Annotated in this window: 21 protein-coding genes; 18 read left to right on the top strand and 3 right to left on the bottom strand. The window is 50.1% G+C overall.

Annotation, left to right across the window (positions count from 1 at the left end; genetic code table 11):
- Positions 1–128: 128 nt before the first annotated feature.
- From ABEW73_RS08775 to fucU, 4 genes are all read left to right on the top strand, one after another.
- On the top strand, positions 129–1,922 hold the full coding sequence (locus tag ABEW73_RS08775) for an L-fucose isomerase (protein ID WP_430164292.1): 1,794 nt from the start codon (positions 129–131) through the stop codon (positions 1,920–1,922).
- Positions 1,923–1,947: 25 nt separating this feature from the next.
- A complete protein-coding gene (locus ABEW73_RS08770) occupies positions 1,948–2,607 on the top strand; it encodes a class II aldolase/adducin family protein (protein ID WP_430164290.1) in 660 nt (219 codons plus the stop codon).
- 72 nt (positions 2,608–2,679) lie between these two features.
- The gene (locus tag ABEW73_RS08765; protein ID WP_430164288.1) at positions 2,680–4,191 is read left to right on the top strand and encodes a rhamnulokinase; all 1,512 of its coding nucleotides are present in this window, start codon (positions 2,680–2,682) and stop codon (positions 4,189–4,191) included.
- A gap of 84 nt (positions 4,192–4,275) precedes the next feature.
- Positions 4,276–4,704 carry an L-fucose mutarotase gene (gene fucU, locus ABEW73_RS08760; protein WP_430164285.1) on the top strand — a complete coding sequence of 143 codons (429 nt, stop codon included), beginning with the start codon at positions 4,276–4,278 and terminating at the stop codon, positions 4,702–4,704.
- 49 nt (positions 4,705–4,753) lie between these two features.
- Here the strand turns inward: fucU and ABEW73_RS08755 are convergent, their stop codons facing one another.
- Both ABEW73_RS08755 and ABEW73_RS08750 read right to left on the bottom strand, forming a co-directional pair.
- Positions 4,754–5,068, bottom strand: coding sequence for a DUF4183 domain-containing protein (locus tag ABEW73_RS08755; protein ID WP_430164282.1), 315 nt, complete (start codon positions 5,066–5,068; stop codon positions 4,754–4,756).
- Positions 5,065–5,439: a hypothetical protein gene (locus ABEW73_RS08750; RefSeq protein WP_430164280.1), complete on the bottom strand. Its 375-nt coding sequence runs from the start codon at positions 5,437–5,439 to the stop codon at positions 5,065–5,067. The genes ABEW73_RS08755 and ABEW73_RS08750 overlap by 4 nt, the downstream gene beginning before the upstream one ends.
- A gap of 909 nt (positions 5,440–6,348) precedes the next feature.
- Here ABEW73_RS08750 and ABEW73_RS08745 point away from each other — a divergent pair.
- From ABEW73_RS08745 to ABEW73_RS08725, 5 genes are all read left to right on the top strand, one after another.
- Positions 6,349–6,870, top strand: a complete 522-nt coding sequence (locus ABEW73_RS08745; protein WP_430164976.1) for a MauE/DoxX family redox-associated membrane protein — start codon at positions 6,349–6,351, stop codon at positions 6,868–6,870.
- A gap of 5 nt (positions 6,871–6,875) precedes the next feature.
- Positions 6,876–7,466: a hypothetical protein gene (locus tag ABEW73_RS08740; protein WP_430164278.1), complete on the top strand. Its 591-nt coding sequence runs from the start codon at positions 6,876–6,878 to the stop codon at positions 7,464–7,466.
- Positions 7,467–7,494: 28 nt separating this feature from the next.
- Positions 7,495–9,273 carry an ABC transporter ATP-binding protein gene (locus tag ABEW73_RS08735; protein ID WP_430164973.1) on the top strand — a complete coding sequence of 593 codons (1,779 nt, stop codon included), beginning with the start codon at positions 7,495–7,497 and terminating at the stop codon, positions 9,271–9,273.
- 283 nt (positions 9,274–9,556) lie between these two features.
- A complete protein-coding gene (locus ABEW73_RS08730; RefSeq protein WP_430164276.1) occupies positions 9,557–11,047 on the top strand; it encodes an amidase family protein in 1,491 nt (496 codons plus the stop codon).
- Positions 11,048–11,067: 20 nt separating this feature from the next.
- Complete coding sequence (locus ABEW73_RS08725; RefSeq protein WP_430164273.1) at positions 11,068–11,604, top strand: hypothetical protein; 537 nt, start codon at positions 11,068–11,070, stop codon at positions 11,602–11,604.
- A gap of 133 nt (positions 11,605–11,737) precedes the next feature.
- Here the strand turns inward: ABEW73_RS08725 and ABEW73_RS08720 are convergent, their stop codons facing one another.
- Positions 11,738–12,019, bottom strand: coding sequence for a CD3324 family protein (locus tag ABEW73_RS08720; protein ID WP_006211013.1), 282 nt, complete (start codon positions 12,017–12,019; stop codon positions 11,738–11,740).
- A 439-nt stretch (positions 12,020–12,458) separates the two neighbouring features.
- Here ABEW73_RS08720 and ABEW73_RS08715 point away from each other — a divergent pair, with 439 nt between their 5' ends.
- From ABEW73_RS08715 to ABEW73_RS08675, 9 genes are all read left to right on the top strand, one after another.
- Positions 12,459–14,177, top strand: coding sequence for a GAF domain-containing sensor histidine kinase (locus tag ABEW73_RS08715; protein ID WP_430164270.1), 1,719 nt, complete (start codon positions 12,459–12,461; stop codon positions 14,175–14,177).
- Positions 14,155–14,820 carry a response regulator gene (locus ABEW73_RS08710; protein WP_430164267.1) on the top strand — a complete coding sequence of 222 codons (666 nt, stop codon included), beginning with the start codon at positions 14,155–14,157 and terminating at the stop codon, positions 14,818–14,820. The genes ABEW73_RS08715 and ABEW73_RS08710 overlap by 23 nt, the downstream gene beginning before the upstream one ends.
- 179 nt (positions 14,821–14,999) lie before the next feature.
- Positions 15,000–15,560 carry an NADPH-dependent FMN reductase gene (locus ABEW73_RS08705; RefSeq protein WP_430164264.1) on the top strand — a complete coding sequence of 187 codons (561 nt, stop codon included), beginning with the start codon at positions 15,000–15,002 and terminating at the stop codon, positions 15,558–15,560.
- The gene (locus tag ABEW73_RS08700) at positions 15,557–17,269 is read left to right on the top strand and encodes a VOC family protein (RefSeq protein WP_430164261.1); all 1,713 of its coding nucleotides are present in this window, start codon (positions 15,557–15,559) and stop codon (positions 17,267–17,269) included. The genes ABEW73_RS08705 and ABEW73_RS08700 overlap by 4 nt, the downstream gene beginning before the upstream one ends.
- Positions 17,270–17,371: 102 nt before the next feature.
- On the top strand, positions 17,372–17,914 hold the full coding sequence (locus ABEW73_RS08695; protein ID WP_430164258.1) for an NADPH-dependent FMN reductase: 543 nt from the start codon (positions 17,372–17,374) through the stop codon (positions 17,912–17,914).
- 119 nt (positions 17,915–18,033) lie between these two features.
- Entirely contained in the window at positions 18,034–19,653 is a 1,620-nt protein-coding gene (locus ABEW73_RS08690; RefSeq protein ID WP_430164255.1) for a response regulator, read from the top strand.
- Complete coding sequence (locus tag ABEW73_RS08685; RefSeq protein ID WP_430164252.1) at positions 19,650–21,446, top strand: cache domain-containing sensor histidine kinase; 1,797 nt, start codon at positions 19,650–19,652, stop codon at positions 21,444–21,446. The genes ABEW73_RS08690 and ABEW73_RS08685 overlap by 4 nt, the downstream gene beginning before the upstream one ends.
- Positions 21,443–22,423: a substrate-binding domain-containing protein gene (locus ABEW73_RS08680; protein ID WP_430164249.1), complete on the top strand. Its 981-nt coding sequence runs from the start codon at positions 21,443–21,445 to the stop codon at positions 22,421–22,423. Before ABEW73_RS08685 ends, ABEW73_RS08680 begins: the two co-directional genes overlap by 4 nt.
- 132 nt (positions 22,424–22,555) lie before the next feature.
- A complete protein-coding gene (locus ABEW73_RS08675; protein WP_430164246.1) occupies positions 22,556–24,055 on the top strand; it encodes a sugar ABC transporter ATP-binding protein in 1,500 nt (499 codons plus the stop codon).
- Positions 24,056–24,086: the final 31 nt, after the last annotated feature.

The raw sequence follows: 24,086 nt of genomic DNA, 5'->3' as shown, positions 1-24,086 counted from the left end.
CATCTGCTATTCGGAATGGTTCACAGTCTTGCTGAAATTATGATTCGATATAACAAAATAGTGGGTTATCTCTTGCACCGAATAATCTTACAATGATGTCATAATCCTTATAGGGAGGCGTGACACACATGACAATTGAAAACGATTACAGATGGCGGGACGGATTTCCGAAAATCGGCATTCGCCCTACGATAGATGGAAGACGGAGAGGGGTACGGGAATCTCTAGAGGAACAGACCATGAATCTGGCTAAGGCTGTCGCCGAGATGTTGACGAAGGAGCTCAAATATCCGAACGGCGAGCCGGTTGAATGCGTGATTGCGGATACGTGCATTGGCGGAGTGGCCGAAGCGACTGCAGCTGCCAAAAAATTCAAGAATGCCGAGGTCGGCCTGACCATAACTGTTACGCCTTGCTGGTGTTACGGCACCGAGACGATGGACGCGGATCCTTCCCGTCCGAAGGCGGTATGGGGCTTTAACGGAACAGGACGTCCAGGCGCGGTTTACCTGGCCGCCGTACTGTCGGCCCATGCCCAGAAGGGGCTTCCTGCATTCGGCATCTATGGCGAAGACGTTCAGGATGAAGGGGATACCCGCATTCCGGATGACGTTCAAGAGAAGCTTCTGCGTTTTGCAAGGAGCGGCTTGGCTGCAGCGTATATGCGCGGACAATCGTATTTATCTATGGGCTCGGTGTCGATGGGCATCGCCGGCTCGATCGTGGACGACAGCTTCTTCCAGGAGTATCTGGGCATGCGGAATGAATATGTGGACATGAGTGAGTTTACGCGCCGCTTGGAAGAAGGCATCTATGACCCTGAAGAGTATGAGCAGGCGCTTGCTTGGGTGAAGGAGAACTGTACGGAAGGACCGGATAACAATCCGGATCATCTCCAGAACAGCCGGGAGCGCAAGGATCTGGAGTGGGAAACTGTTGTCAAAATGACGCTGATCACCCGCGATTTGATGATTGGCAATCCGCGTCTGAAGGAGCTTGGTTTCGAAGAGGAAGCTCAGGGCCACAGCGCAATCGCTTCCGGATTCCAGGGTCAGCGCCAGTGGACAGATCATTCCCCTAACGGTGACTTCCTGGAGACCATCCTCAATACCTCCTTCGATTGGAACGGCAGACGTTCGCCGTATATCGTGGCAACGGAGAATGACAGCCTGAACGGTGTCGGCATGCTGTTTGGATACCTGCTAACCAATACGGCACAGATTTTCGCGGATGTGCGGACTTACTGGAGTCCGGCTTCGGTGGAACGGGTGACCGGCTATAAGCTTGAAGGCAAAGCGGAGAACGGCATCCTGCATTTGATCAATTCCGGCTCGGCTGCACTGGATGGAACGGGCGAGCAGGAGATTGACGGCAAACCGGCTATGAAACCGTTCTGGGAGATCACGGATGAAGAGGTTGATCGCACGCTGAAGGCCACGCAATGGAGACCGGCTAACCTGGAGTATTTCCGAGGCGGCGGTTACTCAACCGACTACTTGACGCGCGGCGGCATGCCGATGACGATGTTCCGTCTAAACTTGGTAAAGGGGCTTGGTCCCGTCCTGCAAATCGCCGAAGGCTATTCCGTGGACCTGCCGGCGGAGGTGCACGACACGCTCGACAAGCGTACCGACCCAACATGGCCAACGACCTGGTTTGTACCGAACCTTACGGGACAGGGTGCGTTTTCAAGCGTTTATGAGGTCATGAACCAGTGGGGTGCTAATCATGGCGTGATCAGTTACGGACATATCGGAGCGGATCTGATCACCCTGGCTTCGGTCCTGCGTATTCCAGTCAACATGCATAATGTGCCTGCCGAAGAGGTGTTCCGCCCGCGTGCATGGGGGATGTTCGGAACGACCGATCCGGAGAGCGCCGATTTCCGCGCTTGTCAGAACTTCGGTCCTCTGTATAAATAAGGTTAATCGAGAGGAGTAGGACATCATGCTGAACATAGAAACGAGAAATGAGCTCTGCAAGTATGCCAAAAAAATCGTCGACAGCGGACTCGTTGTAGGACCTGGAGGAAACATCAGCGCCAGAGCCGGGGACAAAATGTATTTGTCCCCGAGCGGTTTTGCGCTGGAGGAGATTGAACCGGAGCAATGGATTGAAGTGGATATCCCGACCGGGGATATTACCGATATAGGTCTACGACCATCTTCCGAAGTGCTGATGCATCTGTATGGATATCGCAGCAACCCTGATATCGGGGCGATGGTTCATACACATCCATCCCATTGCATTGCCTTCACGTTGGTCGAGAAGGAATTACCGGTGATGTTTCCCGACCAGGCGGCATTGGTTGGACGTACAGCCTATATTCCTTACATCATTCCAACGACAGATTTGCTGGCAGATGCCGTTGCGGAGAAAGTAACTGCAGCCAGTTCCATTCTGCTGGGTAACCACGGACTGGTCACTACCGGCCGGAATTTGCGTGAAGCGTATTACCGAACTCAGGTGGTTGAAGAGAGCGCCAAAATTTATCTGAGCGCCAAGGCAGCCGGCACACCGGTGCCGCTGACAGACCAGGAAGTGGATGATATCGCTGCACTGGAGAGCGAAGATTATCGTATTCAGCTCCTGCAGAAGATGAAATAAAAGATTGTGGATCAGATCCGGTTGTTCAAACTCGGATCGATATAGTACTAAAGGTGAGAAAGGATGCGGCTTATGAGCAAATCATCTGCGGTGCTTGCGTTTGACATGGGGGCCAGCAGCGGCCGGGCGCTGCTGGGCGAGATCACCTCTTCTGATCATGAATCACCCGGCACGCTAAAGATTACGGAGATTCACCGCTTTGCCAATATACCCGTCCAGATGGGAGAGCATTTGCACTGGAATTTCCCGATGCTGCTGCAGGAGGTTAAGCATGGTATCCGCAAAGCGTTCCAGGCCGGCTATCAACCGGTCAGTTATGGCATTGATTCATGGGGCGTCGATTATGGACTGATTGACCGTAATGGAGAGCTCATCGGAGTTCCTTATCATTACCGGGATCTGCGGACGGAAGGCATGGTGGAGGAAACCTGCAAGCAGGTCGGGAGAGAACGTCTGTTTCAAGAAACCGGTCTGCAATTCATGCCGTTTAACACGATCTTTCAGTTAAATGCGGTGCTGAAGTCAAAATCCCCGATGCTGGATATTGCGGACAAGTTTCTGCTCACGCCGGATCTTCTGAATTATTTTCTGACCGGGGTCCAGGCGTGCGAATTTACCATGGCCACCACGACTCAGCTATACCATGTTACAGAAGGCAAGTGGAATGAACCATTAATGGAGGAGCTGGGGCTTCCCACATCCCTGTTCATTGAACCTGTGCAGCCGGGAACCGTGATTGGAAGTCTGCAGGATACCGTGGCGCAAGAGCTGGGTGTTCCGGCGATTAAAGCGATTGCTGTAGCTTCGCATGATACGGAATCCGCCGTGGTAGCCGTTCCGGCGAACACATCCCTTTTTGCCTATCTTGTATGCGGAACCTGGTCGCTTCTCGGAACCGAACTTCCAGAGCCGCTTGTCCACCCGGACGTGCTGGAAGAAGACTTCTCCAATGAGGGTGGAGCTTACCAAACCTTTCAATTGCTGAAGAATATCATGGGCCTCTGGATTCTTCAGGAGTGCAAGCGGCAGTGGGAGAATCAAGGGTTGACGTATTCGTTTGCAGAGCTGGTTGAACTCGCACAGGACGCGGAACCGTTCCGCAGCTTCATAAACCCGGATGACCTGCGCTTCATGAATCCGGCGGATATGACGGCTGAAATCCGGGATTACTGCCGGGAGACAGGGCAGCCTATTCCGCATAGCACCGGAGAGTATGTCCAGTGCATACTGCAGAGCTTGGCCCTAAGATACCGGGAAGTGCTTGAGCGGATGGAGCTTCTGACAGGGCAGCATTTCGATGGGCTCCATATGGTTGGCGGCGGCATTCAAAACGAGTTGTTGTGCAGGTATACGGCCAATGCCATGGGCCGAACGGTGTGGGCCGGACCGATTGAAGCAAGTGCCATCGGGAACATGCTGGTTCAATTTGTGGCGAATGGCACATTGCGCAATCGGGAAGAGGGAGTAGAACTCGTCAAGCGTTCTTTTCCGCTTGCCTGGTACGAGCCTGAGTCCGACGAGGATTGGGAGGCAGCATTCCAACATTACAAATCCATTGTCGAACAGCAGCAGGTACAACAGTGAGGTTCAGGGATCTTTGGAGACTGACGGTCTCCTAATGTAATCCCAAGCCTTACATCTAAATTCGATAGAGAAGGATGACATATCATGCTAAAAGGCATATCTCATGTGCTCTCGCCTGAGCTGCTGAAGATTCTAATGGAGATGGGGCACGCGGATGAAATTGTGCTCGGCGATGCCAATTTTCCGGCAGCCAGTCATGCCCAGCGGTTGGTCCGGGCAGACGGACACGGGATTCCTGAATTATTAAACGCGATATTGCCGTTATTCCCGCTGGATACGTATGTTGAGTCCCCGGTAGCGCTAATGGCAGTGACGCCGGGTGATACCGTGGAAACTCCGATTTGGAATGAATACCGTGAGATCGTTCAGCAGTTTCACGCTGTTCCCATGGCATTTGATGAGGTAGAGCGATTCTCGTTCTATGAACGGGCGAAGAAGGCTTATGCCATCGTGTCGACAGGTGAAAAGGCGCTGTATGCAAATGTGATCCTCAAAAAAGGCGTTGTCATTTAATTATGCTAAAACCCCCGCTGCCTGAATGCAGTGGGGGTCTTTGTGTGTTTTAAGCCACCACCTGAACGGTGAGGTATAGAACCTCCAGCAAGATCGGAGTGCCGGCCAGGAGTACATCGCCGGGAGAATACAAGGTTAGTGCTTCCGGCGTGAGGGTGTATATTCGGCCTTCCTGAATCATGCCGTTGATGTAAACCGTTGAGGTGGTGTTCGGACCGACCTCAATGCTCTGAAATGTATTTCCGTCATCATCCGTAAATTGCTTGGCAGATATGACGAAGGGAGCATCCAGATTAACTTCGGACATCAAGACGTAAAAATAACGAAGCGTGGTCGGCATTACAATGATCTCCGGCACAATCACGCTACCGGGTAATCCTTGGATGCCTTGTGGACCAGTGGGACCCGGAGGACCTTGAGGGCCTGGAATGCCTTGCACTCCAGGGATGCCTTGCACCCCAGGAATGCCTTGAATACCCGGCAGCCCTTGGGGACCCGCTTGACCAGGGATACCAGATGCTCCGGTGGAGCCCGGAAGACCTGGTGCGCCTGGAGGTCCTTGAATGCCTGGATCACCTTAGAGCCCTGGATTACCTGGCTGAGCAGGCAATCCAGGTAATCCCTCTGAACTCCTTCCCCGTTCTGTTTCCGGCCATACAGATGGGATGATGGTTGAATGATCGGATCTGGATTTGCACGGTCGACTTCTTTTTCTATTGCATGGTGATACGACATGTTTACATTTGCGCTTCTAGAAGTTCCTGCGTTTGTGTTGCCTATGGGATTTTAATGTTGGATACCGCTTCCGTTTAATCACGGGAGTTTTCAGTCTTATCACCGCCCCGGATGAATGTATGTACTTAGTTTATGTCATCGGAGGGGGAGTTGAGTGGACATTTATCCTTTAATTACGGATAGATTGACCGGATTCATTATTACTATAACTGGGTTGCCCTAATCAACATGAGAGGGGCAACCCTCATTGTGTAATTTCTTAAATAAGGGATAATATCCTATTATTTTACTGTAAGATATTATCCTTGTAATAAAATACAAATATAGTATATTTGTAATATCTTGAAAGCTAGTTAGTTAGGACAAACTCCTCTTACGCTACTTCTGAATTGAACCCGCTTACAGTGTTTTCGGCTTGTGAAATGAAAGCTCCTGCATCCAGTGTTTAATACACCTCGATCCTTCAGCACGGCAACACCTTTCATCTATATGGATGAATTTCATGACTTGAAAGGAGGTGAACATTTATGTGTATTCTCCGTCATACTTCCTGTAACACAACGGAGCAATGCGGACGTGATAAATTTGGCGTTCGTCTTGAGGTATGGGACTGCGGTAATGGTTCCGAAGAGAGATATACTTGCGGTTGCTAACTTTTTTATGAAAGCGCATGCATAAACAGCGGAACTCCTTGTTCCGCTGTTTATATTTCGCGCCGGTTCTCGGGTTTCTTATCACCGTTAAAGAGTGAGGTATCAATTATGATGACAGGTCCATTGCAATTGCAATATGAAAGAGAGACAGTGAGCAGCGAAGAAGAACGGCAAGGAGCAGTGCTGGCAAGGTATCAATGTCATCGGATGGGGGCTTGGTCTCCCTGGTTGTCGGGAAGGAGAATGAACGGTGTCCATGAGTGCGCTGTGCCTCTTGTATCTGAGCTTGATTTTTGTGTTTTCGGGAGTGTCGAAACTGTTGTCGTTAGCGGATTTCAGGACGACAATCGAACGATTGCAGCTGCCTGCAGGTCGCTTACCGATTGTACCTGTTCTCATTTGCACCGCTGAGATCGCAGCTGGGACAGGTTTATTGTTTTCCTGGAGCAGAATGCTTGCGCAAATCGCGATTTTTATGTTGCTGGCAGGGTTCGGCTACGCTGTTTACCAAGCCAGGGTCGTGCAGAAACAGGAGATAACATGCAGCTGCTTTGGCTCATGGTCTAATGAGACCCTCGGCAGGAATACGGTTGTTAAAGTTGCATGCTTAGGTTTATTAAATGCGCTAATTTGGCTTTTTTCAGAACCCGTGAATCCACTAAGTATGCCGGTCCAAGAGGCGGTTCTCACGTTGCTGTCCTCCGTCGGGATTGCCGCTATTTCGTTAATCGCATTGAATGTTTATACGCTTGATTCCATACAGGCGAGGGGAGAATAAAATCTATGGATTTGATTACAACTGTACTCGTGATTCAATATGGCTTGATATTCAGTTTGGCCTTCTTTGTCATGAAGCTGTACCGGCATGTTCGAGAGTTGAAGTTGAGGCCGCAGGCAGCCGTAAGCGGTGATGAGGAACCGACCGTTCCGAAGGAGGGACTAGAGCTCGGCATGCAGATCCCCCGAACAACCTACGTGAGCATGAGCGGGGAACCCCTTAATCTGTACGACGATACGTCCAAAATCCTCTTGTTCACGATGAATCATTGCAATGCATGCAAGGAAACATACGGGGCTATCAAAACGTTCATGACATCGCATCCGGAACTTCCGATTACGTTGTTTCTGTACGCCCAGGATGCCGATGAGGCCGCTGAAATGGCCAGTGCCAATGGATTAACGGATTTGCAGGTGGTGTGGGCTGATCGGGCCTTGATCGATTCGTTTAAGGTGAACCGGTTTCCGATGGCGTTCTATTTATCTGAGGAGCAGATCGTGATCAACAAAAGCGTAACCAATTACTTGCATCATTTTGAACAAATGATCAAGCAGCTGCCGCAGGCAAAACCTTCAGCCCTTAACAAATCGGCTTAATGACGAAGGAGGCTCAAGGTTGCACAACATGAAATATGCAAACCTGATGTTTGAGGTTATGAAGCAAGTGTACCGTGTCTCACCACGCATGTTTACTAGATCTACGATGATATATCTACTCCAAGCTTTTCTGCCCGTAGCACAGATTTACGTTACGGCTCAAGTCATAAACGCCATTACTGGCGTTCTTACTCGGGGCGACACTCCAATCAACGCATTATATTGGCTGGTTCTTCAACTGATGGCTATGCTGATTGGCATTGTGCTGGCCTCCCTTCAAAAGTATACCGAGCGAAAGATGAATGCTTATGTCTCCTTCTGGTTTAACCTTCAGGTATCTGAGAAGTTAAGCAAGCTTCCGTTCGTATTCTTTGAATCTCCAGAAAGCTATGACAAGCTGCAGCGGGCTCTGCGCAATCTGAATATATGCGGTATTAACATGGTGTTCTACATGTTCTCGATTGCACAGAGCGTCATTACGCTGGTCGGTTTGCTCATTCTATTGTTTAGCTTTCATTACATATTGCCTATTGTCATGCTGCTTCTGATCATACCACTGCTGATCATCCAGAAGAAAGAGGGCACTTCCCGATTCGTGGTGATCCATCAGCAGACTGCTTCATCCAGGATGGCGGCGTATATGAACCAGCTGCTGCAGACGAAGGAAGCGGCCAAGGAAATCCGGCTGTTTCATGCTAAAGACTACTTATTGAACAAATGGCGGGGCATCTATTTCAAGAATACGTATGAGATGTTGGGCGTCGAACGGAAAAATATGAAGAATCGCCTGATCGTGGAATCGGCGGTCACGATTTTTTCTTTTAGCATTTTAGCTGTATTCATATGGGTCGGCTCCCGCGTCAAACTAACCATTGGCAGTTATGTCGCGCTCTATCAAGCGGTACAGGACACCCGTTATTCCATACAAAACATCAGTCAGAACATCGGGCAAATCTATCATGACGGCCTGTTCATCCACGAACTGTTTGAATTTCTGGATACGCCGGTTCCGCAAACGGATCAAGCTCTGCCGATGGACACGCCTTTACGGGAAGGAATCGATGTGGAAGGCGTAACGTTTCGATATCCGAACCAGGAACAACCTGTTCTTGAGGATTTGACGATTCGCATCAAGCCCGGAGAGAAGGTCGCAATTGTCGGCGAGAACGGTGCGGGGAAGAGCACCCTCGTAAAAGTTATGCTGGGACTGTATGAACCGACGCATGGCGTTGTGCGTTATGACGGCGTCCCGATACAGGATTATGATCCTGCGAGCTTTCGCAGTAGAGTAACGGCGGTCTTTCAAGATTTTTATCGATATGAATTGACCCTTGAGGCGAACATAGCGCTGCAGGAGATGGATCCGAATGATTGTCAAGCGCATCGCCAATTGAATGATGCCATGGATAAGGCATCGATGACCTCACTCGCGGATTCGCTGCAAGATGGTGTCACAACCCAGCTTGGAACGCGTTTCTCGGGAGGGCGTGAACTGTCTCAGGGCCAATGGCAGAAGGTAGCGATCGCCCGGGCGTTCTATCGGGATTTCGAAGTGATTTATCTGGACGAGCCGACAGCAGCAGTAGACCCGTTGACGGAATCCGCCATTTTCGAGAATCTGATGTCCATGACCGATGGCAAAACTGCCATATTCATATCCCACCGATTGGGAAGCTGCAGACATGCGGACCGCATTCTCGTTCTCAAGGATGGGAGAATCGTCGAAGAGGGAAGACATGAGGAGTTAATTGAGCAGGGTGCCCACTATGCCGAGATGTTCAACAAGCAGGCTCAATGGTATCGGTAGAATCGTACATTAAGTTGAATATTTCGAGTGGGGACAGGAGCGGATCAAGAACTATTCTTGGTCCGCGTTTTGTGTTTCGTTGGAGATGAAGAGATTACAAGCAAAGATCAGGGAAGACGGAAACATATAGGTACCGCTCGGATTATGCATAATAAGAGGAATTTTGTTCCTGATTTCCGAATTAAATAAGGATATAAACAGATTGGAGGCTAAAATATGAAACATTAATCCCCATCACCTACCGTAAGGTCAGTAAGATAAGTCAGGGGGACTATATAGGATCATGGATAAAAAAACATGGATTGTGGAAGCAACCATTTCGGATATGCAGCAGGCGATGGCAGAGGGTTGGGTGACTTCAGTAGAGCTGGTTCAATTGTATCTGGAGCGGATCGGGTTATACGATGGAATTCTCCGTTCGATTCTTGAGGTGAACCCTGAAGCGCTGCAAATTGCCGAGGAGTTGGATCGGGAGCGCAAAGATCAGGGGGCAAGAGGATTGCTTCATGGGATTCCTATCCTGCTTAAGGACAATATCGACACCGGGGATCGGCTGCATACGAGCGCAGGCTCCATCACCCTTGCGGATTCGTTTGCCGTCAAAGATTCCTTTGTTGCTGCGAAGCTGCGTAAAGCGGGTGCTGTTATTTTGGGCAAGAGCAACATGACCGAGTGGGCGAATTTCATGTCATCGACGATGTGGGCAGGATATTCGTCAAGACATGGACTTACGTTAAATCCCTACGGCCCTGGCGAAATGTTCATTGGAGGTTCAAGCTCAGGCTCCGGTGCTGCGGTGGCGGCGAATTTGGCCGCAGCGGCCATCGGGACGGAAACATCCGGATCGATTATCAGTCCTTCCAGCCAGAATAGTCTGGTTGGCATTAAGCCGACGATCGGACTCGTAAGCCGGTCAGGTATTATACCTATCACCCACACGCAGGATACGGCCGGTCCAATGACCAGAACGGTGGAAGATGCAGCGATTCTGCTTAGTGCGATCGCGGGAGCCGATGATCTGGACGAAGTGACCATGATCGATCCCCAAAAAAGGGTGGAGGACTACACGAAGTTTCTGGATTCAAAGTTTTTGAAGAAAGCCCGAATCGGGATTCCCCGATACTACTATAAGCACCTGGATCGGGATAGACTAGATATTGTAGAGTCCGCCATTGAAGTGCTTCGGGATCAAGGAGCTACCATTATGGATCCGGTGGAGCTGCCTTGCCAGGATACCAAGTGGGATGCCAATGTCCTTCGCTATGAGTTCAAGAAATATGTCAATGATTATTTGGCGAACGTAGATGCGTCTCTGCCGGTTCATTCGTTGGCCGAGGTGATCGCTTATAATGAGGCACACGCCGATGCTGCCTTGAAATATGGACAGGGGACATTGATTTGGGCCGAGGAAACGAGCGGCACGCTGACCGAAGCAGAGTATCTTGAGAGCAAGCAGAAGAACAAAGAAATGGCGGGAACGAGAGGGATTGACCATGTTTTGCAGACGTATCAACTCGACGCCCTGCTGTTTCTGGGTAATGAATATGGACCGGATTTGGCTGCCCGGGCAGGGTATCCATCGGTTACCGTACCCGGCGGTTATGCCGAGAATGGCGTCATTGCCCCGGGAGGCTATATCACGAAGGGGCCGCAGGGCATTACGTTCATCGGAACGGCATATAGCGAGCCCGTGCTCATCCAATTAGCCTACGGCTTTGAGCAGGCTACCCAGCATCGCGTACCACCGAAGCTTTCATCCCAGTCATCAGAGTAAAAGAGAGGTGAAGTTCCATCATGCCGCGCAATTTGGAGCATGTTCCTTACGGTTACGAGCCCCCAAAGCCGACAACCAAAGGAACCTTGATATTCTACGACCTCTTCGAGCAGGTCCAGCAAGATTTGGATCAGGCTGCCGCCATATTAGAAGAACGGTCATTTGTAAAATTGGTGTTGTATCCGCTGCATGAAGAGACGGCGAGGCGGATGTTTAAGGAGCCGGTAAGCCCTTATTATAAGCGGGAAAAACAGCTTCAAGAATGGGTAGAGGAGCATGAAGGATCATCGGTTGTGATTGAACCTTTTGAGTCGAAACGGAAAAAATACACGCCGATCGATACTGCGCTTCGTCATCTGGTAGAAAAATACGAAAGTCCCCATTTTCTTATTCTGACACCTGAGATGGCCAATGTGTTTGCATCCTTTTCTTCTTTCGAGGAATGGATTGTGAAGCTGAGGCTCATCCTCCTGTCAGAGCCTCCGTACCTGCACCCGCGTTTGGAGAAATTTCGCCATCGTTGGGATGTCGCGGGGGAGAAGCGTGAAGATCACTAGAGTATAAAAAAATGCCCGACTCTACAGTCGGGCATTTTTTATTATGTAGTAGTGTTCAATAAAATGAAAAGGACTGCGCCCCAGGGGAACAGTCCTATGTTAACCCTTGTACGGACCGTTAAATCTCATCGGTTCAGGTCCCTACGCGGGTAAGTTTACTTATGATCTTGCGTACGCTTTCTCCAGACAGGAAGTAGGTCCGTTCCAATTCCTCAATGGACCGTCCTTTGCAGTAAGCGCGATACATTTCTTTATTTCGACTTTCGATGCGTTGTTTGGAACCGCTTAACTCTCCCCAGCCGGCTCTTTGCTCGCTCTGTTTCGGTATGTAGAGTAATTCTCCATCTATATACTGTTGAATTTGCTGCAGCAGCTCGGGGGGAAGCACTTCTCTTCCGTTCTTGTAATGGCCCATCGATGCCCTCCTCTTTCTGTATACATATTTAAGCTATCGCTGAGTTTCAAAACAATTGCATTGATCATGCTTGCCCTCCTCCTTTCGTGATATTGGTTTTTTTGGATTTTTGGATTTTTGGATTTAAAAATAGATATAGGGAGCCCGCAGCGGGCTCCCATTTAACGGATATTCGCTTTACGCGAATACCACCTCACGGATCTGAATCATTGCAATCAGCCTCCTTTCAGCTCATTTCGTCGGCCCCGACTTCTATATTAAGCCATATGTAGGTGGAAATTTGCAAGAGATAAAACGATATTAATTGTTTTTTACCAAAATTCATGGGGTGAATGATCTGAGAAAAGCCCGAAGGGCTCATAAGGGATTTTGATGGTGTGTGACAGGATTATATAATATAGTTACTTCAGAATGCAAAAAAAAGAAGGAGCTTTCGTGTATGTCCAATCACGATCCGCATATTCAGGAGTTAATTACGCTGAAGACGATCGCAGAAACGTTGAACGAGTCCAATGAGCTTGCTCCCATGCTGGATGTTGTTATTGCCAAGCTGCTGGAGCTAACGGGACTTATGACCGGTTGGCTGTTCCTGGTGGAAGATCGGGGAGCGCATGAATTCGTTGCCAGCCGGAATTTGCCGCCTGCCCTGAGCCGGAACGATAACGAACCCATGAGATGCGGCAGCTGCTGGTGCCTGGAGCGTTACGATGACGGACGTCTGAAAAATGCAGTGAACATTTTGAATTGCAAACGTCTGGATAACGCCGTTCGGTATCAGTGGGGCGATACGAAGGGCATAACCCATCATGCAACCGTTCCGCTGCGATCCGGCAGCCGCAGGTTCGGTGTACTGAATGTGGCTGCACCCGGGAAGCTGCATTTTACCAAAGAGGAACTGGCACTGCTGGAATCGGTAGCTTACCAAATTGGCAGCGCCATTGAGCGCATGCGACTGTACGCAGCCGAGCAGCGCCGCGCGGATTTATTTGCCCGGCTTGGGGAATATAGCAGCGCTCTCGGTGCTTATGCTTCCCAAGCGGTTAACCGGGCCGAATTAACGAAGCAAGTCATGAGTTTAATGGGCCATTACTTTGATTGGCCGGTTGCCGCATTGTTGGAACCAATCGGCAACGAAATGACACTGCGTGCCCTATACAGCGGAGGGCAGACGACGCTGCCCCATGCCAAATTCAAGCTCGTTGAAACCGCACGAACCCGTTCTGGCAAGGGAAAGGTTTCTGCGGATACGGTCAGTACCGAAGAAGCGCAGCGGCTTGCGGATCTATTGGCTGAACAGGGATGGATATCCTCCATCACTCGAGCGGTTGCGGTTCCTCTGGTGGCTGCCGGAGACACCTCTTTTGGACTGCTTTTGGTAGGCTACGATCATTACGGGGGTGCGTACCGGGCGGATATGGAGGTGCTCGAGGCACTGGCTGAACATATCGGCATGACCCTGCAGCGCATCCGTCTGGAGGAGAACCGGCGGGAGCTCGCAAGAATGGATGAACGAAATCGTCTCGCCCGAGACCTGCACGACTCGGTAAGTCAATCCCTGTTCTCGTTAGTCATGATGTCCAAGGGGGTGGGTGGAATGCTTGCCGCGGAGCCGCATGAGCGGAAAAGCATGCTGCAGGACACCATCCATGATATACAGTTCTTATCGCAAAGCGCCCTTAAGGAAATGCGGGAACTGATCATGCAGCTTCGCCCTCCCGGACTTGAGGAAGGGCTTATGACAGGTCTTAAACAATACGGCGAACGTTTGAAGCTTCACGTAAGTTCGCATATCAGCGGGATACAGGACCTGCCCCGGATCGTGGAAGAAGCCTTGTGGAGGATCGGTCAGGAGGCGCTGAATAATGTGAGCAAGCATGCGGATACGAAGGTAGTAACGGTAGTATTAACTCTACAGGAAAATGAAGTTGAACTTCGGATCGAAGATCATGGCCGCGGGATTACCAAGCAACGATTGAACGAGCTGACGCGGCATTCGATTGGGTTGTCGAGCATGCGGGAACGAGCCGAATCGCTCGGAGGACAATTCCGTCTATACAGTGTGTACAGAGAGGGAACCATCATTGAGGTTTCGATGCCCTTAAGGGTGAGATCAACAGAGAAGGGGGGGATAACGGATGATCCGATTGATGATCGCTGATGATCATGCCATGGTACGCCGGGGATTGCAGGTTTTTCTGGCTACGCAGCCGGATATCGAGATGGTTGGTGAAGCCGCGAATGGCGAGGAGACGTTGGAGACGGCCAAACATCTAAATCCCGATGTCGTATTAATGGATCTGAATATGCCAATCCTCAATGGAATTGATACGACTGCACGGTTAAAAAAGGAACAGCCTCACATTAAAGTCATCGTGCTGACCTCGTTTATTGATTATGACCATGTTCTGCCAGCCATTCGGGCAGGCGCACGCGGCTATCTTCTTAAGGATATAGAGCCGGAGGATCTGGTGGCTGCGATCAGGCGCGTGTATGAAGGCCAAGTTGAACTGCATCCGGATGCGGCAGGCCTGCTCATGACGCATGTTACATCCCCGGCGGGAGCAGATGAGACCAGCGGGTCCGGCCATCAGGAACAGGCAGCGCAGTTGGATAAACTTACCCGCCGGGAGCAGGAGGTACTGCAGCTGATTGCATCGGGCATGAACAACAGGGAAATCAGCGAAGCGCTTTACATCACCGAGAAGACGGTTAAAACCCATGTCAGCCATCTGCTCGATAAGCTGGGGGTTGCCGACCGAACACAGGCGGCCATTTATGCGCTCAAGCATGGAATCGTATAAGGATTGCTGTATTTGGCGTACATAACGATCAAATCTAAGACTATAGTTGTGGAAGCTCTCAGCCGAAGGCATGAGAGCTTTTGCTCGTAATATCACTCTAAATGTTGACGATTTCCATGGCTTGCCTCCTCTACAATGGACATAACAAAACATTCAATACCAATAAGGGAGGCAGTACCATGAAGATCGTGATTATAGCTGGCAGTAATCGCAAGGAAGCAACAAGTACCGTTCTGGCCAAAGCCCTCGAAGCGCAAATGAATACGTTGTTCGTAGAAGTGAAGCTGTTTAACCTGTATGAAACACCGCTCCCGTTCTATTCACCAGACGAGATATTCAATCGTCATGATGGCGTGCGCGAGCTGCAGCGTCTGTTAATGGAGGCGGATGGCATTATTTTGACGACACCAGAGTACCACGGAGGGATGAGCGGAGTCCTGAAGAACGCTTTGGATCATTTGGGACAGATGCATTTCTCAGGTAAACCGGTTTTATCGGTAAGTTCAGCAGGAGGGGCGGTCGGCGTGAGTTCACTGCAGCAAATGCAGGCTACCATACGCAATCTGCACGGGATTAATAGTCCGGAATGGATCTCCATTGGCGGTTCACAGCGGACCATTTACGAATCCGAAGCGGCAGAAGGCACGATTGTACTGGATTATCGGGCTAAAGAGGCGCTATCCATCTTTATGGAGCTGGTCAAGAAGGTCAGCCTTAAAGAGGAGGTTGAAACCTCATGATCACTCATTTTGCCGGACTGAAATTAAAGACGGTATCCATTCAGGGCGTGAAACAATTTTACCACGGGATACTTCATTTCCCGATTGCAAGCGAAAGCGAGGCTGAGATCGTATTTCAGCCTACACCGGATTTCACGCTCGCTTTTGAAGAAGCTTATGAACCTATAGCTCCTGCTCATATTGCGTTTGAAGTGCCTTATTCCCAATTTGAATCCATAATACAGAAGCTCGCAGAGCAGGTACCTTTGTTGAAATGGCCTGGTGGTGAAGTGGTTGAGCGATTTGATTCCGGCGTGAACGTGTACTTCAAGGATGGCGATGGAAACTTGCTGGAGTTTATAGCGCATGATGATTTGAAGGAAGGGGTACTGACGCCGAACGGTATCTATGGCATCCTGTACTTGCGGGAGGTGGGATTGCCTGTGGAGGATCCGGTAGCCGCAAGATTGTGGATGAAGCGGACGCTCGGGTTAACGATCGCCAAGGAGTCGGAGCAATTCGCATTTGCCATTGGAGGAACGGCTCATTCCGTTGTTGTATCAACAAAGCGCAAATGGATTCCGATTTCGATGTATGCGCTGGCACCATCCTTGGAGATAACTTACGGAGTAACGGACGAACGCTTTCTGGACCGGGTTCGTTCCACTCTGAATCGGCGGATGATGGTTTCGGATAACGAGGATGGTTTACATTTTAGAATGTATGGTTACAGCATCCGCTTGAAGATCACGAGCTTCCCCAATGACATTGCAGCAAGGCTGAATCTGCCGAGTGCAATCGAAGGGAAGGAGGTGAATTCAGTCTTTAGTGACCGGTATTTGGAGGATGGTCTTACAGCCTTGAGCCGAGGCGGCGAGGTTGGCTGGTTTGAAGGACATGTTGGCGGAGCATATCTGGCAGCTTATTACATGCAGAAGGAGTTTGATCTGCCGCAAGATGTACTGCAGGGGTTGGCTGCCAATTGCCAGCATTTGCGTAGTCAGCATGAAGATTGGTTCGAACCCTATCCTCCTGAGCCTGCACAGCCTGAATTAATGAATCAATTGATAGAAAGACTGCTGCCTAACCTGACGACTCTGAGCACTTCCGGACATGGTGTAACCCTGGCCGTCTTGGGACTGAAAGCATTGCGGGACCGTCCGGATTTACTGACGCCATCTATCGTGCGAGGCTTACTCAAGCTGATGGAGGATGCAGCAGTTGAACACAAGCTTGCTAGGTATTACGAAATCGATGATTATACGAAGCTGGATCGATCGGAAATCTCACTCTCGGAAATACCGCCGTACCGGAATGCATCCGATCTGGCCAGTCGTGCCTTATCCGAGTTGGATCATGTGCTGCCGGATCAACACGTTGAAGGGAAGTACTACTTTTTTGCAGGTGAGCTTGAGCATGGCATTACCCACGCCCACGCATTGATTGAGCTGGAACGGCTCGGTTATGCCCAGCTTGCTAAGCTTGGTCAAAGCAATCATCGGCTGCAAATGAAACTCAACCGTTTAAAGCCACAAGCGCTTGCGAAACAGGGGGTTCAGGCACCTGAAAAAGCTTCGATTACGGATTCGGCCTATTGGAGTAAACGGTATGAAGATCCGCATGCCATCAAAGTGCCTTATGCGGCACTGGCTCTGCTCCAATATGTGCCGCCTGAACATAGAGAAGGCATGGAGCGCGATGTGTGTAAGCTGCTTTCGTTGATGAAGTAGGACAAACAATATTTTGACATTGGTAAAATATGGTGTTAGGCTAAAGTTAGTTGTCAACAATAGAATGTAATGTGCTAAGAGGGCACAGAACTGGAGGGTATCATGAAAGTCGCAATCGTTGTAGGAAGCATTAGAAAAGAGTCGTACAATATGAAACTGGCGGAATATTTGAAGCAGCGCTACTCGGATCAAATCACGTTTGAAATCTTGGGGCTTCGTGATCTTCCGTTTTACGATCAAGACATTGAGCTGGACCCTCCTGCGGTCGTCAAGGATTTCAAAGAGCGGATTGCTGCCGCCGATGCGGTATTGTGGATCACGCCGGAGTATAATTACTCCATACCGGGCGTGCTCAAGAACGCGCTTGATTGGTTATCGCGCGTTGATAAGGTTATGAACGGGAAGCCTTCATGGATTATGGGGGCGTCGATGGGACAGCTTGGAACGGTTCGCGCTCAAGAGCATCTCCGGGATATTCTGTTTTCTGTCGGCATTACTTCGCCGCTGCTTCCGAACAATGAAGTATACATCGGCGCAGTGCACGAGAAGATAGATGAGTCCGGCAAGCTGATTCATGAGCCGACGATCGGTTTCCTCGATATTGTGGTGAACAATTTCATTACATGGATGAACACCCGCAAATAAATATGAAGTCATGGAGCCCTTTGGCAGTTGCCTGCCAAAGGGCTTTTCCTGTATATTCACCTCGTAACACGATAGAACCTAAGCAGATGGGATTTGCTTATGAACGGGGGAGGCTTCGATTGTATACGATTCTTATTGTGGACGACGAACCGATTGTAAGGGAAGGGATCCGAAACCGGATTCAGTGGGCGGATCATGGCTTTGAATGCATCGGAGATTGTGAGAACGGCAGGGATGCATTGGAGACGGTCACCCGCCAACAACCTGATGTGGTGTTAACGGACATCAACATGCCGTACATGGATGGCTTGGAATTGTCACGCCAGATCACGGAACGTTTTCCCAAGACGAAGATCATCATCCTGACCGGGTTTGACGATTTCGAATATGCCCAGCAGGCGGTGAAGCTGCAGGTCACGGATTTCATTTTGAAACCGGTTACTTCAGCGGAGTTAAGGGAGATGCTTGATAAACTCAAGCTGGAAATGGATGAGGAACACGGACGTACGGAGCACTTGAAGAGGCTCAAATATCAGTTGAATGAGAGCTTGGTCCTGCTTAAGGAACGATTTCTTGAACGACTGGCGTCATCGCCGATGAAGCGATCCGAGATCGAGAGCAAGCTGTCATATTTTGATATTCCGCTTCCGGGGCCGCTTTATATCGCGATGGCAGCGGATATGGATGAGCTTCATCCCGATGAACAGCATGTCGATAATGAGCTGTATGCTTTTGCTTTATACAATATCATGCAGGAGATATTGGAGGGTGAGCCCGGTATAGCTATTTTTAGGTATAAAGAGAACAAAGTTATGACCATCCTGTCGGGCTCCGACGAGGAGGAGCTGCACGCTCGGGCGCAGGAGCTAGCGGAGGAAATTCGCGAATCTACAAAGCAGTTCATGAAATTCACGGTCACGCTCGGCATCGGAACGATTTGCCGCGAGTTTCAGGATATCCGTTATTCCTGCAGGGCTTCGGAAGCTGCATTGGAATATCGGCTCCTGATCGGCCGCGATCGGGTGGTGCATATCACGGATCTTGAAAAGCGGGGGGATGTTCCTCTCCTGGTTGGGATCGAAACCGAGTCAGCGCTAATCTCCGCGATCCGGGCCGGTACGGATTCTGAAGTGAAGGCGTGCATCCGGCGGTTGATCAGCGAACTTGGAAGCGCTTCGATTTCGATCGAGCTCTGTTATGTGCGAGTCGTTCGGGTCATGCTTGCCGTGCTTCAAACATTGATGGAAATCGGCTGCAATGAGAACGAGTTGATCGGCAAAGAGAAAAGGCTGCTATCCGATCTACATTCTTTTCGGTCCTTGGATGAGATCGAGGGTTGGTTAAACGAGGTGTGCGAGCAGGCGTTAAGGGAAGTTGCCAAGACGAGAAAGGACTTGACCCGCTCCCAGATGCTGGAGGCGGTCGATTTCATCCAGCGACATTACGAGGATCCGGAGTTATCGATTAAGACCGTGTGCAGCCGGATCTTCATGAGCACGAGTTACTTCAGCGCCCTGTTTAAAACTCATACCGGGAGAACCTTCGTTGAATACGTAACGGAAGTCCGTATGGAAAAAGCAAAGGAACTGCTGAAGCATTCCTCGATGAAAACCTATGAAATTGCGGCAAAGACTGGTTATCAGGATCCTCAATACTTTAGCGTGCTGTTTAAGAAACATACCGGGGATACCCCGACCGAGTACCGAAATAAAATGACGTCAGACGAGGTAAGGCCATGAAGGCACCGCAGCGAATCAAAAGCATTCAGTCCCGCATTGCCAGCTCCTTTGTGATGCTGGTATTGTTTACGGCGCTGCTGCTGATCGTTATCTCCTACCGGCTGTCCGAGTCGGCTGTGCGTGAAACGGCGGAGAGTTATACCTCTGAGCTGATCAACCAAGTCAATGCGAATATCCAAACCTACATTACGGGCATGAAGGACATCTCGCTCGCAGCGATGAACAATCCGAACGTGAGGGAATATCTGGCTTCGATCGATGAACTGCAGCCTGCGGAACTGGCCATATTGAAAGCGAAGATACCGGAATATTTTCATTCGATTCGGGTTTCGCGCAAAGATATTGCGTCGATTAATATGTTTGGAGCCGGCGACACCTTTATCTCGGATCGGGCGGACGCCGAACTGAATCCCCATATTGTGATATCGGAGCAGCCCTGGTATCGGCAGGCGAAGGAAAATAAGGGACAGACGGTGATCTCCTCGTCACATGTACAGCCGGTCATCAAGGGAGAGTACCGCTGGGTCGTATCACTTAGCCGCGAGCTCAGCGGCGTGAATCCTTCTAACGGGCTCGGCATTCTGTTGATCGATCTTAACTTCAAGGTGATTAACGATATGCTCAGCAAGCTGGATCTGGGGAACCGGGGTTACGTGTTTGTGATTGACCGTCAAGGCCGGATTGTGTATCACCCGCAGCAGCAGCTGCTTTACAGCAATTTGAAGACGGAGAGATTAGAACAGGTGCTTTCGGATAAGCAAGGGGGATTTGTCGTGAAGGAGGGCGGGGCAAGCCGGATATACAGCATCAAGGATACGGATTTCGGCTGGAAAATCGTTGGCGTTTTTTACGAGAATGAGCTGGTGGACAATAAGAAGCAGATGCAGCTTTCTTTTGCCATAGCGGGGTTGTTATGTCTTGGCGTGGGCGTGCTGTTCTCCGTTGTCATCTCCCGGAACCTGACGCGTCCCATCAAGAAGCTCCAAGAAAAAATGATGGAAGTGGAGAAGGGAAATTTCGATATCCGGGTTCCCGTAGGGCATTCCAGGGAAATCTCCGGCCTGGCCCGCAGCTTCAATGTAATGGTGCTGAAGATCAAAGAATTAATGGTTCAAATCGTGGTAGAACAAGAGATTAAGAGGAAAAGCGAGCTGAATTCCCTGCAAGCCCAAATCAATCCTCATTTTCTCTATAATACGCTGGATTCCATCATATGGATGGCTGAAAGCAAGAAGCATGATGAAGTGATTCTGATGACATCGGCTTTAGCAAGGTTGTTTCGAGCTTCGCTCAGCAAAGGGAGGGAGATGATACCGATTGCTACCGAGGTGGAACATATAACGAATTATTTAAAAATACAACAAATGCGGTACCAGGACAAAATCCGTTTTGCCCTGGATATCGATCGCGAACTTTACCCATATCTGACATTGAAGGTGCTGCTGCAGCCGCTGGTGGAGAATGCCATTTATCATGGCATCAAGAACAAGGAAGGTCTGGGAACGGTGACGATTACGGGGAAGCTTCAAGATAACCGGATCGAGTTTCAAGTCAAGGATGACGGTATCGGCATGGATCAGTCCAAGGTTGAGACTCTGCTAACGTCCAAAGAAGGCAACCCATCGAGAAACAGCGTTGGGATTGCGAATGTCCACCAGCGGATTCAGTTATATTTTGGAGCGGAATATGGCCTTGAATATACGAGCGAGCCCGGATCGGGGACAAACGTAAAGGTACTTATTCCGGCTGTTCAACCGGATGAATGGCGGAGCTTAGAGGGAGATGTGCCTTGAAGTCGTACATGAGATTGCGATATATTTTACTGCTGCTGATTCCGGTACTAATTCTGGGTTATATCGCCTTTCATTGGTCCAAGGAAGAGCCCGGTGCCAAGAAGATCATCGTGGGTGTTAAAGCACTGGATGAAATTGAATTCTGGCGGGTTCTGATTGAAGGGGTGAACACGGCTTCTCGTGAATTCGGCGTGGATGTCTCGGTGGTAGGACCCACCCAGGAAATCGAAGTGGACTTGCAGATTCAATTGCTGGAGGAAGCCATCAAACAGAAGCCGGATGCGATTGTCATGGCCGCCGGAGATTATAACCGTCTTGTTCCCTTAGCAGAGTCAATACGTAAGGCTCACATCCCGCTTATTATGATTGATTCCGCCGTTAATGGTGATTATGCGCAGAGCTTGATCGCGACCGACAATGTGAATGCCGGACAGAAGGCAGGCAAAGAGCTCTCTTCATTACTCCCGGCACATGCCAAGGTTGCTATCGTCAGTTTCGTGCAGGGTACCTCGACGCAGATCGAGAGGGAACAAGGGGTTCGAAGTATTTTGGAGCCGCGCAGTGGCACGGAAATTGTGGGCACTTACTACAGCGAAGGCAAGGAGGAGAGAGCCTATGAAATCACGAAGAAGCTGCTGCTGGAGAGGCATGACCTGAATGGAATCGTGGGCCTGAATGAGCCTTCTACAGTCGGGGCAGGCAGAGCGATTCGAGAATTGGGGCTCGCAGGCAAGGTCAAGCTGGTCGGATTCGACAGCTCGGTGAAGGAAGTCAAGCTGCTCGAAGAGGGGGTCCTTCAATCCACCATTGTTCAGAAACCCTTCAATATCGGCTATTTGGGCATCAAAACAGCCGTATCCATCATCGAAGGCGACAAGGTGTCACGCAACGTGTACACCGATTCCGTTGTTATCACCAAAGTCAATATGTATACCGAGGAGAACCAGAAGCTGCTCTTTCCCTTTGTGGAAGAGTAGCTTCTTCCTATATGGGGTCCTGTTAACAGATCATAGATTATTCAACATCGATCAGAGAATATTCCATTCCTCCGCAAGGGAGCGATTTGTACAATGATTCATAAAAGGTGCCAGCTGGAGAGGTGAGGGGCTTTGAGCGAAGTATTGATACAGATGGAAGGAATTACGAAGGAATTTCCGGGCGTACTTGCATTAAATAACTGCCGATTCGAACTGCTGCGCGGTGAAGTCCATGCGCTTATGGGTGAGAACGGTGCCGGCAAGTCAACGATGATGAAAATTTTGACCGGCGTATACCAGAAGGACGAAGGTACGATTCGGTACAAAGGGCAGCCCGTGGAGTTAACGAATCCGAAAGCGGCACAAGATGCCGGGATCAGCATGATCCATCAGGAGTTGAATTTGGCACCTGACCTGACGGTTGCCCAGAATATATTCATCGGACGGGAGCCGCGGCGAAAGCTCCGATTGTTTCTGGATGAGCAGGCGCTGCACCAGCAGGTGAATGAGCTGTTCGAACGGATGGGGCTGGACATGGATCCATCCATCAAGGTTTCGGAACTAACGGTTGCCAAGCAGCAGATGGTGGAGATTGCCAAGGCATTGTCTTATAACGCTGACGTGCTGGTCATGGATGAGCCTACGGCGGCTTTAAGCGAAGCCGAGATTGAGGATTTGTTCCGCATCATTCACCAGCTTCGAGAAGGCGGAGTTGGAATCGTTTACATTTCTCATCGGATGGATGAGATCAAGCGAATTACGGATCGCATTACGGTCATGCGTGACGGACAGTACATCGATACGGTATTAACGGATGAGGTCACCACCCAGGACATTATTTCCAAAATGGTTGGCCGGCAAATCTACGAGACCTCGAAGCCAGAGAGGAGCGCAGATGTACGTGAGACGGTATTGCAGGTTAAAGGACTGAATCAAGGTCGAACATTAAAGGACATTAACTTCACGCTGAAAAAGGGAGAAATCCTTGGCATTGCAGGCCTGGTTGGAGCGGGGCGAACCGAGCTTGCCCGAGCGATCTTCGGTGCCGATCGCATTCAATCCGGTGAGATCCACGTTCATGGTCGCAAAATAACGATCAAGGGCCCGCACGATGCGGTACGCCAAGGGATCGGTTATTTATCCGAGGATCGCAAGCGCTTTGGATGCATTGTCGATCTGGATGTGAAGAGCAATGTGGCTATCGCCTCATACGGCAGCTTCCTACGACTCGGAGGCTGGATGAATACAGCCAGGATTCGCGAGCAGGCGGAGGATATAGTGTCGCGATTGAAGGTCAAAACGCCGCATGTCGACCAGGAGGTCAAGTTCCTCTCCGGCGGCAATCAGCAGAAAGTCGTCATTGGCAAATGGCTGACGCGGGATTGCGACATCCTGATCTTCGACGAGCCTACGCGAGGGATCGATGTAGGAGCCAAGAGCGAAATCTATCGCTTGCTGAACGATCTTACGGCACAGGGCAAATCGATCATCATGATCTCCTCGGAGCTCCCTGAAATCCTTCGGATGAGTCATCGGGTTCTCGTGATGTGTGAAGGCCGGATTACGGGCGAGCTGGATCAAGCAGAGGCGACCCAAGAAAGCATTATGCATCTGGCTACAGCAAGAATGTAGGCCGTTATCCATACATGTCAGGAGGAACAAG

The organism is Paenibacillus lautus, assembly GCF_050482385.1.
GTDB classification, from domain to species: Bacteria; Bacillota; Bacilli; order Paenibacillales; family Paenibacillaceae; genus Paenibacillus_AQ; species Paenibacillus_AQ lautus_B.
Note: the sequence above shows the minus strand (reverse complement) of the source record. Positions and strands in the feature narration are given on the sequence as shown.

Bases quoted from the DNA above. Each gene is read 5' to 3' on its own strand.
- ABEW73_RS08685 (WP_430164252.1), top strand. From the start codon at position 19,650: ATGAAGGCACCGCAGCGAATCAAAAGCATTCAGTCCCGCATTGCCAGC.
- ABEW73_RS08705 (WP_430164264.1), top strand. From the start codon at position 15,000: ATGAAGATCGTGATTATAGCTGGCAGTAATCGCAAGGAAGCAACAAGT.
- ABEW73_RS08765 (WP_430164288.1), top strand. From the start codon at position 2,680: ATGAGCAAATCATCTGCGGTGCTTGCGTTTGACATGGGGGCCAGCAGC.
- ABEW73_RS08745 (WP_430164976.1), top strand. From the start codon at position 6,349: ATGAGTGCGCTGTGCCTCTTGTATCTGAGCTTGATTTTTGTGTTTTCG.
- ABEW73_RS08695 (WP_430164258.1), top strand. From the start codon at position 17,372: ATGAAAGTCGCAATCGTTGTAGGAAGCATTAGAAAAGAGTCGTACAAT.
- fucU (WP_430164285.1), top strand. From the start codon at position 4,276: ATGCTAAAAGGCATATCTCATGTGCTCTCGCCTGAGCTGCTGAAGATT.
- ABEW73_RS08735 (WP_430164973.1), top strand. From the start codon at position 7,495: ATGAAATATGCAAACCTGATGTTTGAGGTTATGAAGCAAGTGTACCGT.
- ABEW73_RS08730 (WP_430164276.1), top strand. From the start codon at position 9,557: ATGGATAAAAAAACATGGATTGTGGAAGCAACCATTTCGGATATGCAG.
- ABEW73_RS08770 (WP_430164290.1), top strand. From the start codon at position 1,948: ATGCTGAACATAGAAACGAGAAATGAGCTCTGCAAGTATGCCAAAAAA.
- ABEW73_RS08775 (WP_430164292.1), top strand. From the start codon at position 129: ATGACAATTGAAAACGATTACAGATGGCGGGACGGATTTCCGAAAATC.
- ABEW73_RS08715 (WP_430164270.1), top strand. From the start codon at position 12,459: ATGTCCAATCACGATCCGCATATTCAGGAGTTAATTACGCTGAAGACG.
- ABEW73_RS08740 (WP_430164278.1), top strand. From the start codon at position 6,876: ATGGATTTGATTACAACTGTACTCGTGATTCAATATGGCTTGATATTC.
- ABEW73_RS08700 (WP_430164261.1), top strand. From the start codon at position 15,557: ATGATCACTCATTTTGCCGGACTGAAATTAAAGACGGTATCCATTCAG.
- ABEW73_RS08725 (WP_430164273.1), top strand. From the start codon at position 11,068: ATGCCGCGCAATTTGGAGCATGTTCCTTACGGTTACGAGCCCCCAAAG.
- ABEW73_RS08750 (WP_430164280.1), bottom strand. From the start codon at position 5,439: ATGTCGTATCACCATGCAATAGAAAAAGAAGTCGACCGTGCAAATCCA.
- ABEW73_RS08710 (WP_430164267.1), top strand. From the start codon at position 14,155: ATGATCCGATTGATGATCGCTGATGATCATGCCATGGTACGCCGGGGA.
- ABEW73_RS08720 (WP_006211013.1), bottom strand. From the start codon at position 12,019: ATGGGCCATTACAAGAACGGAAGAGAAGTGCTTCCCCCCGAGCTGCTG.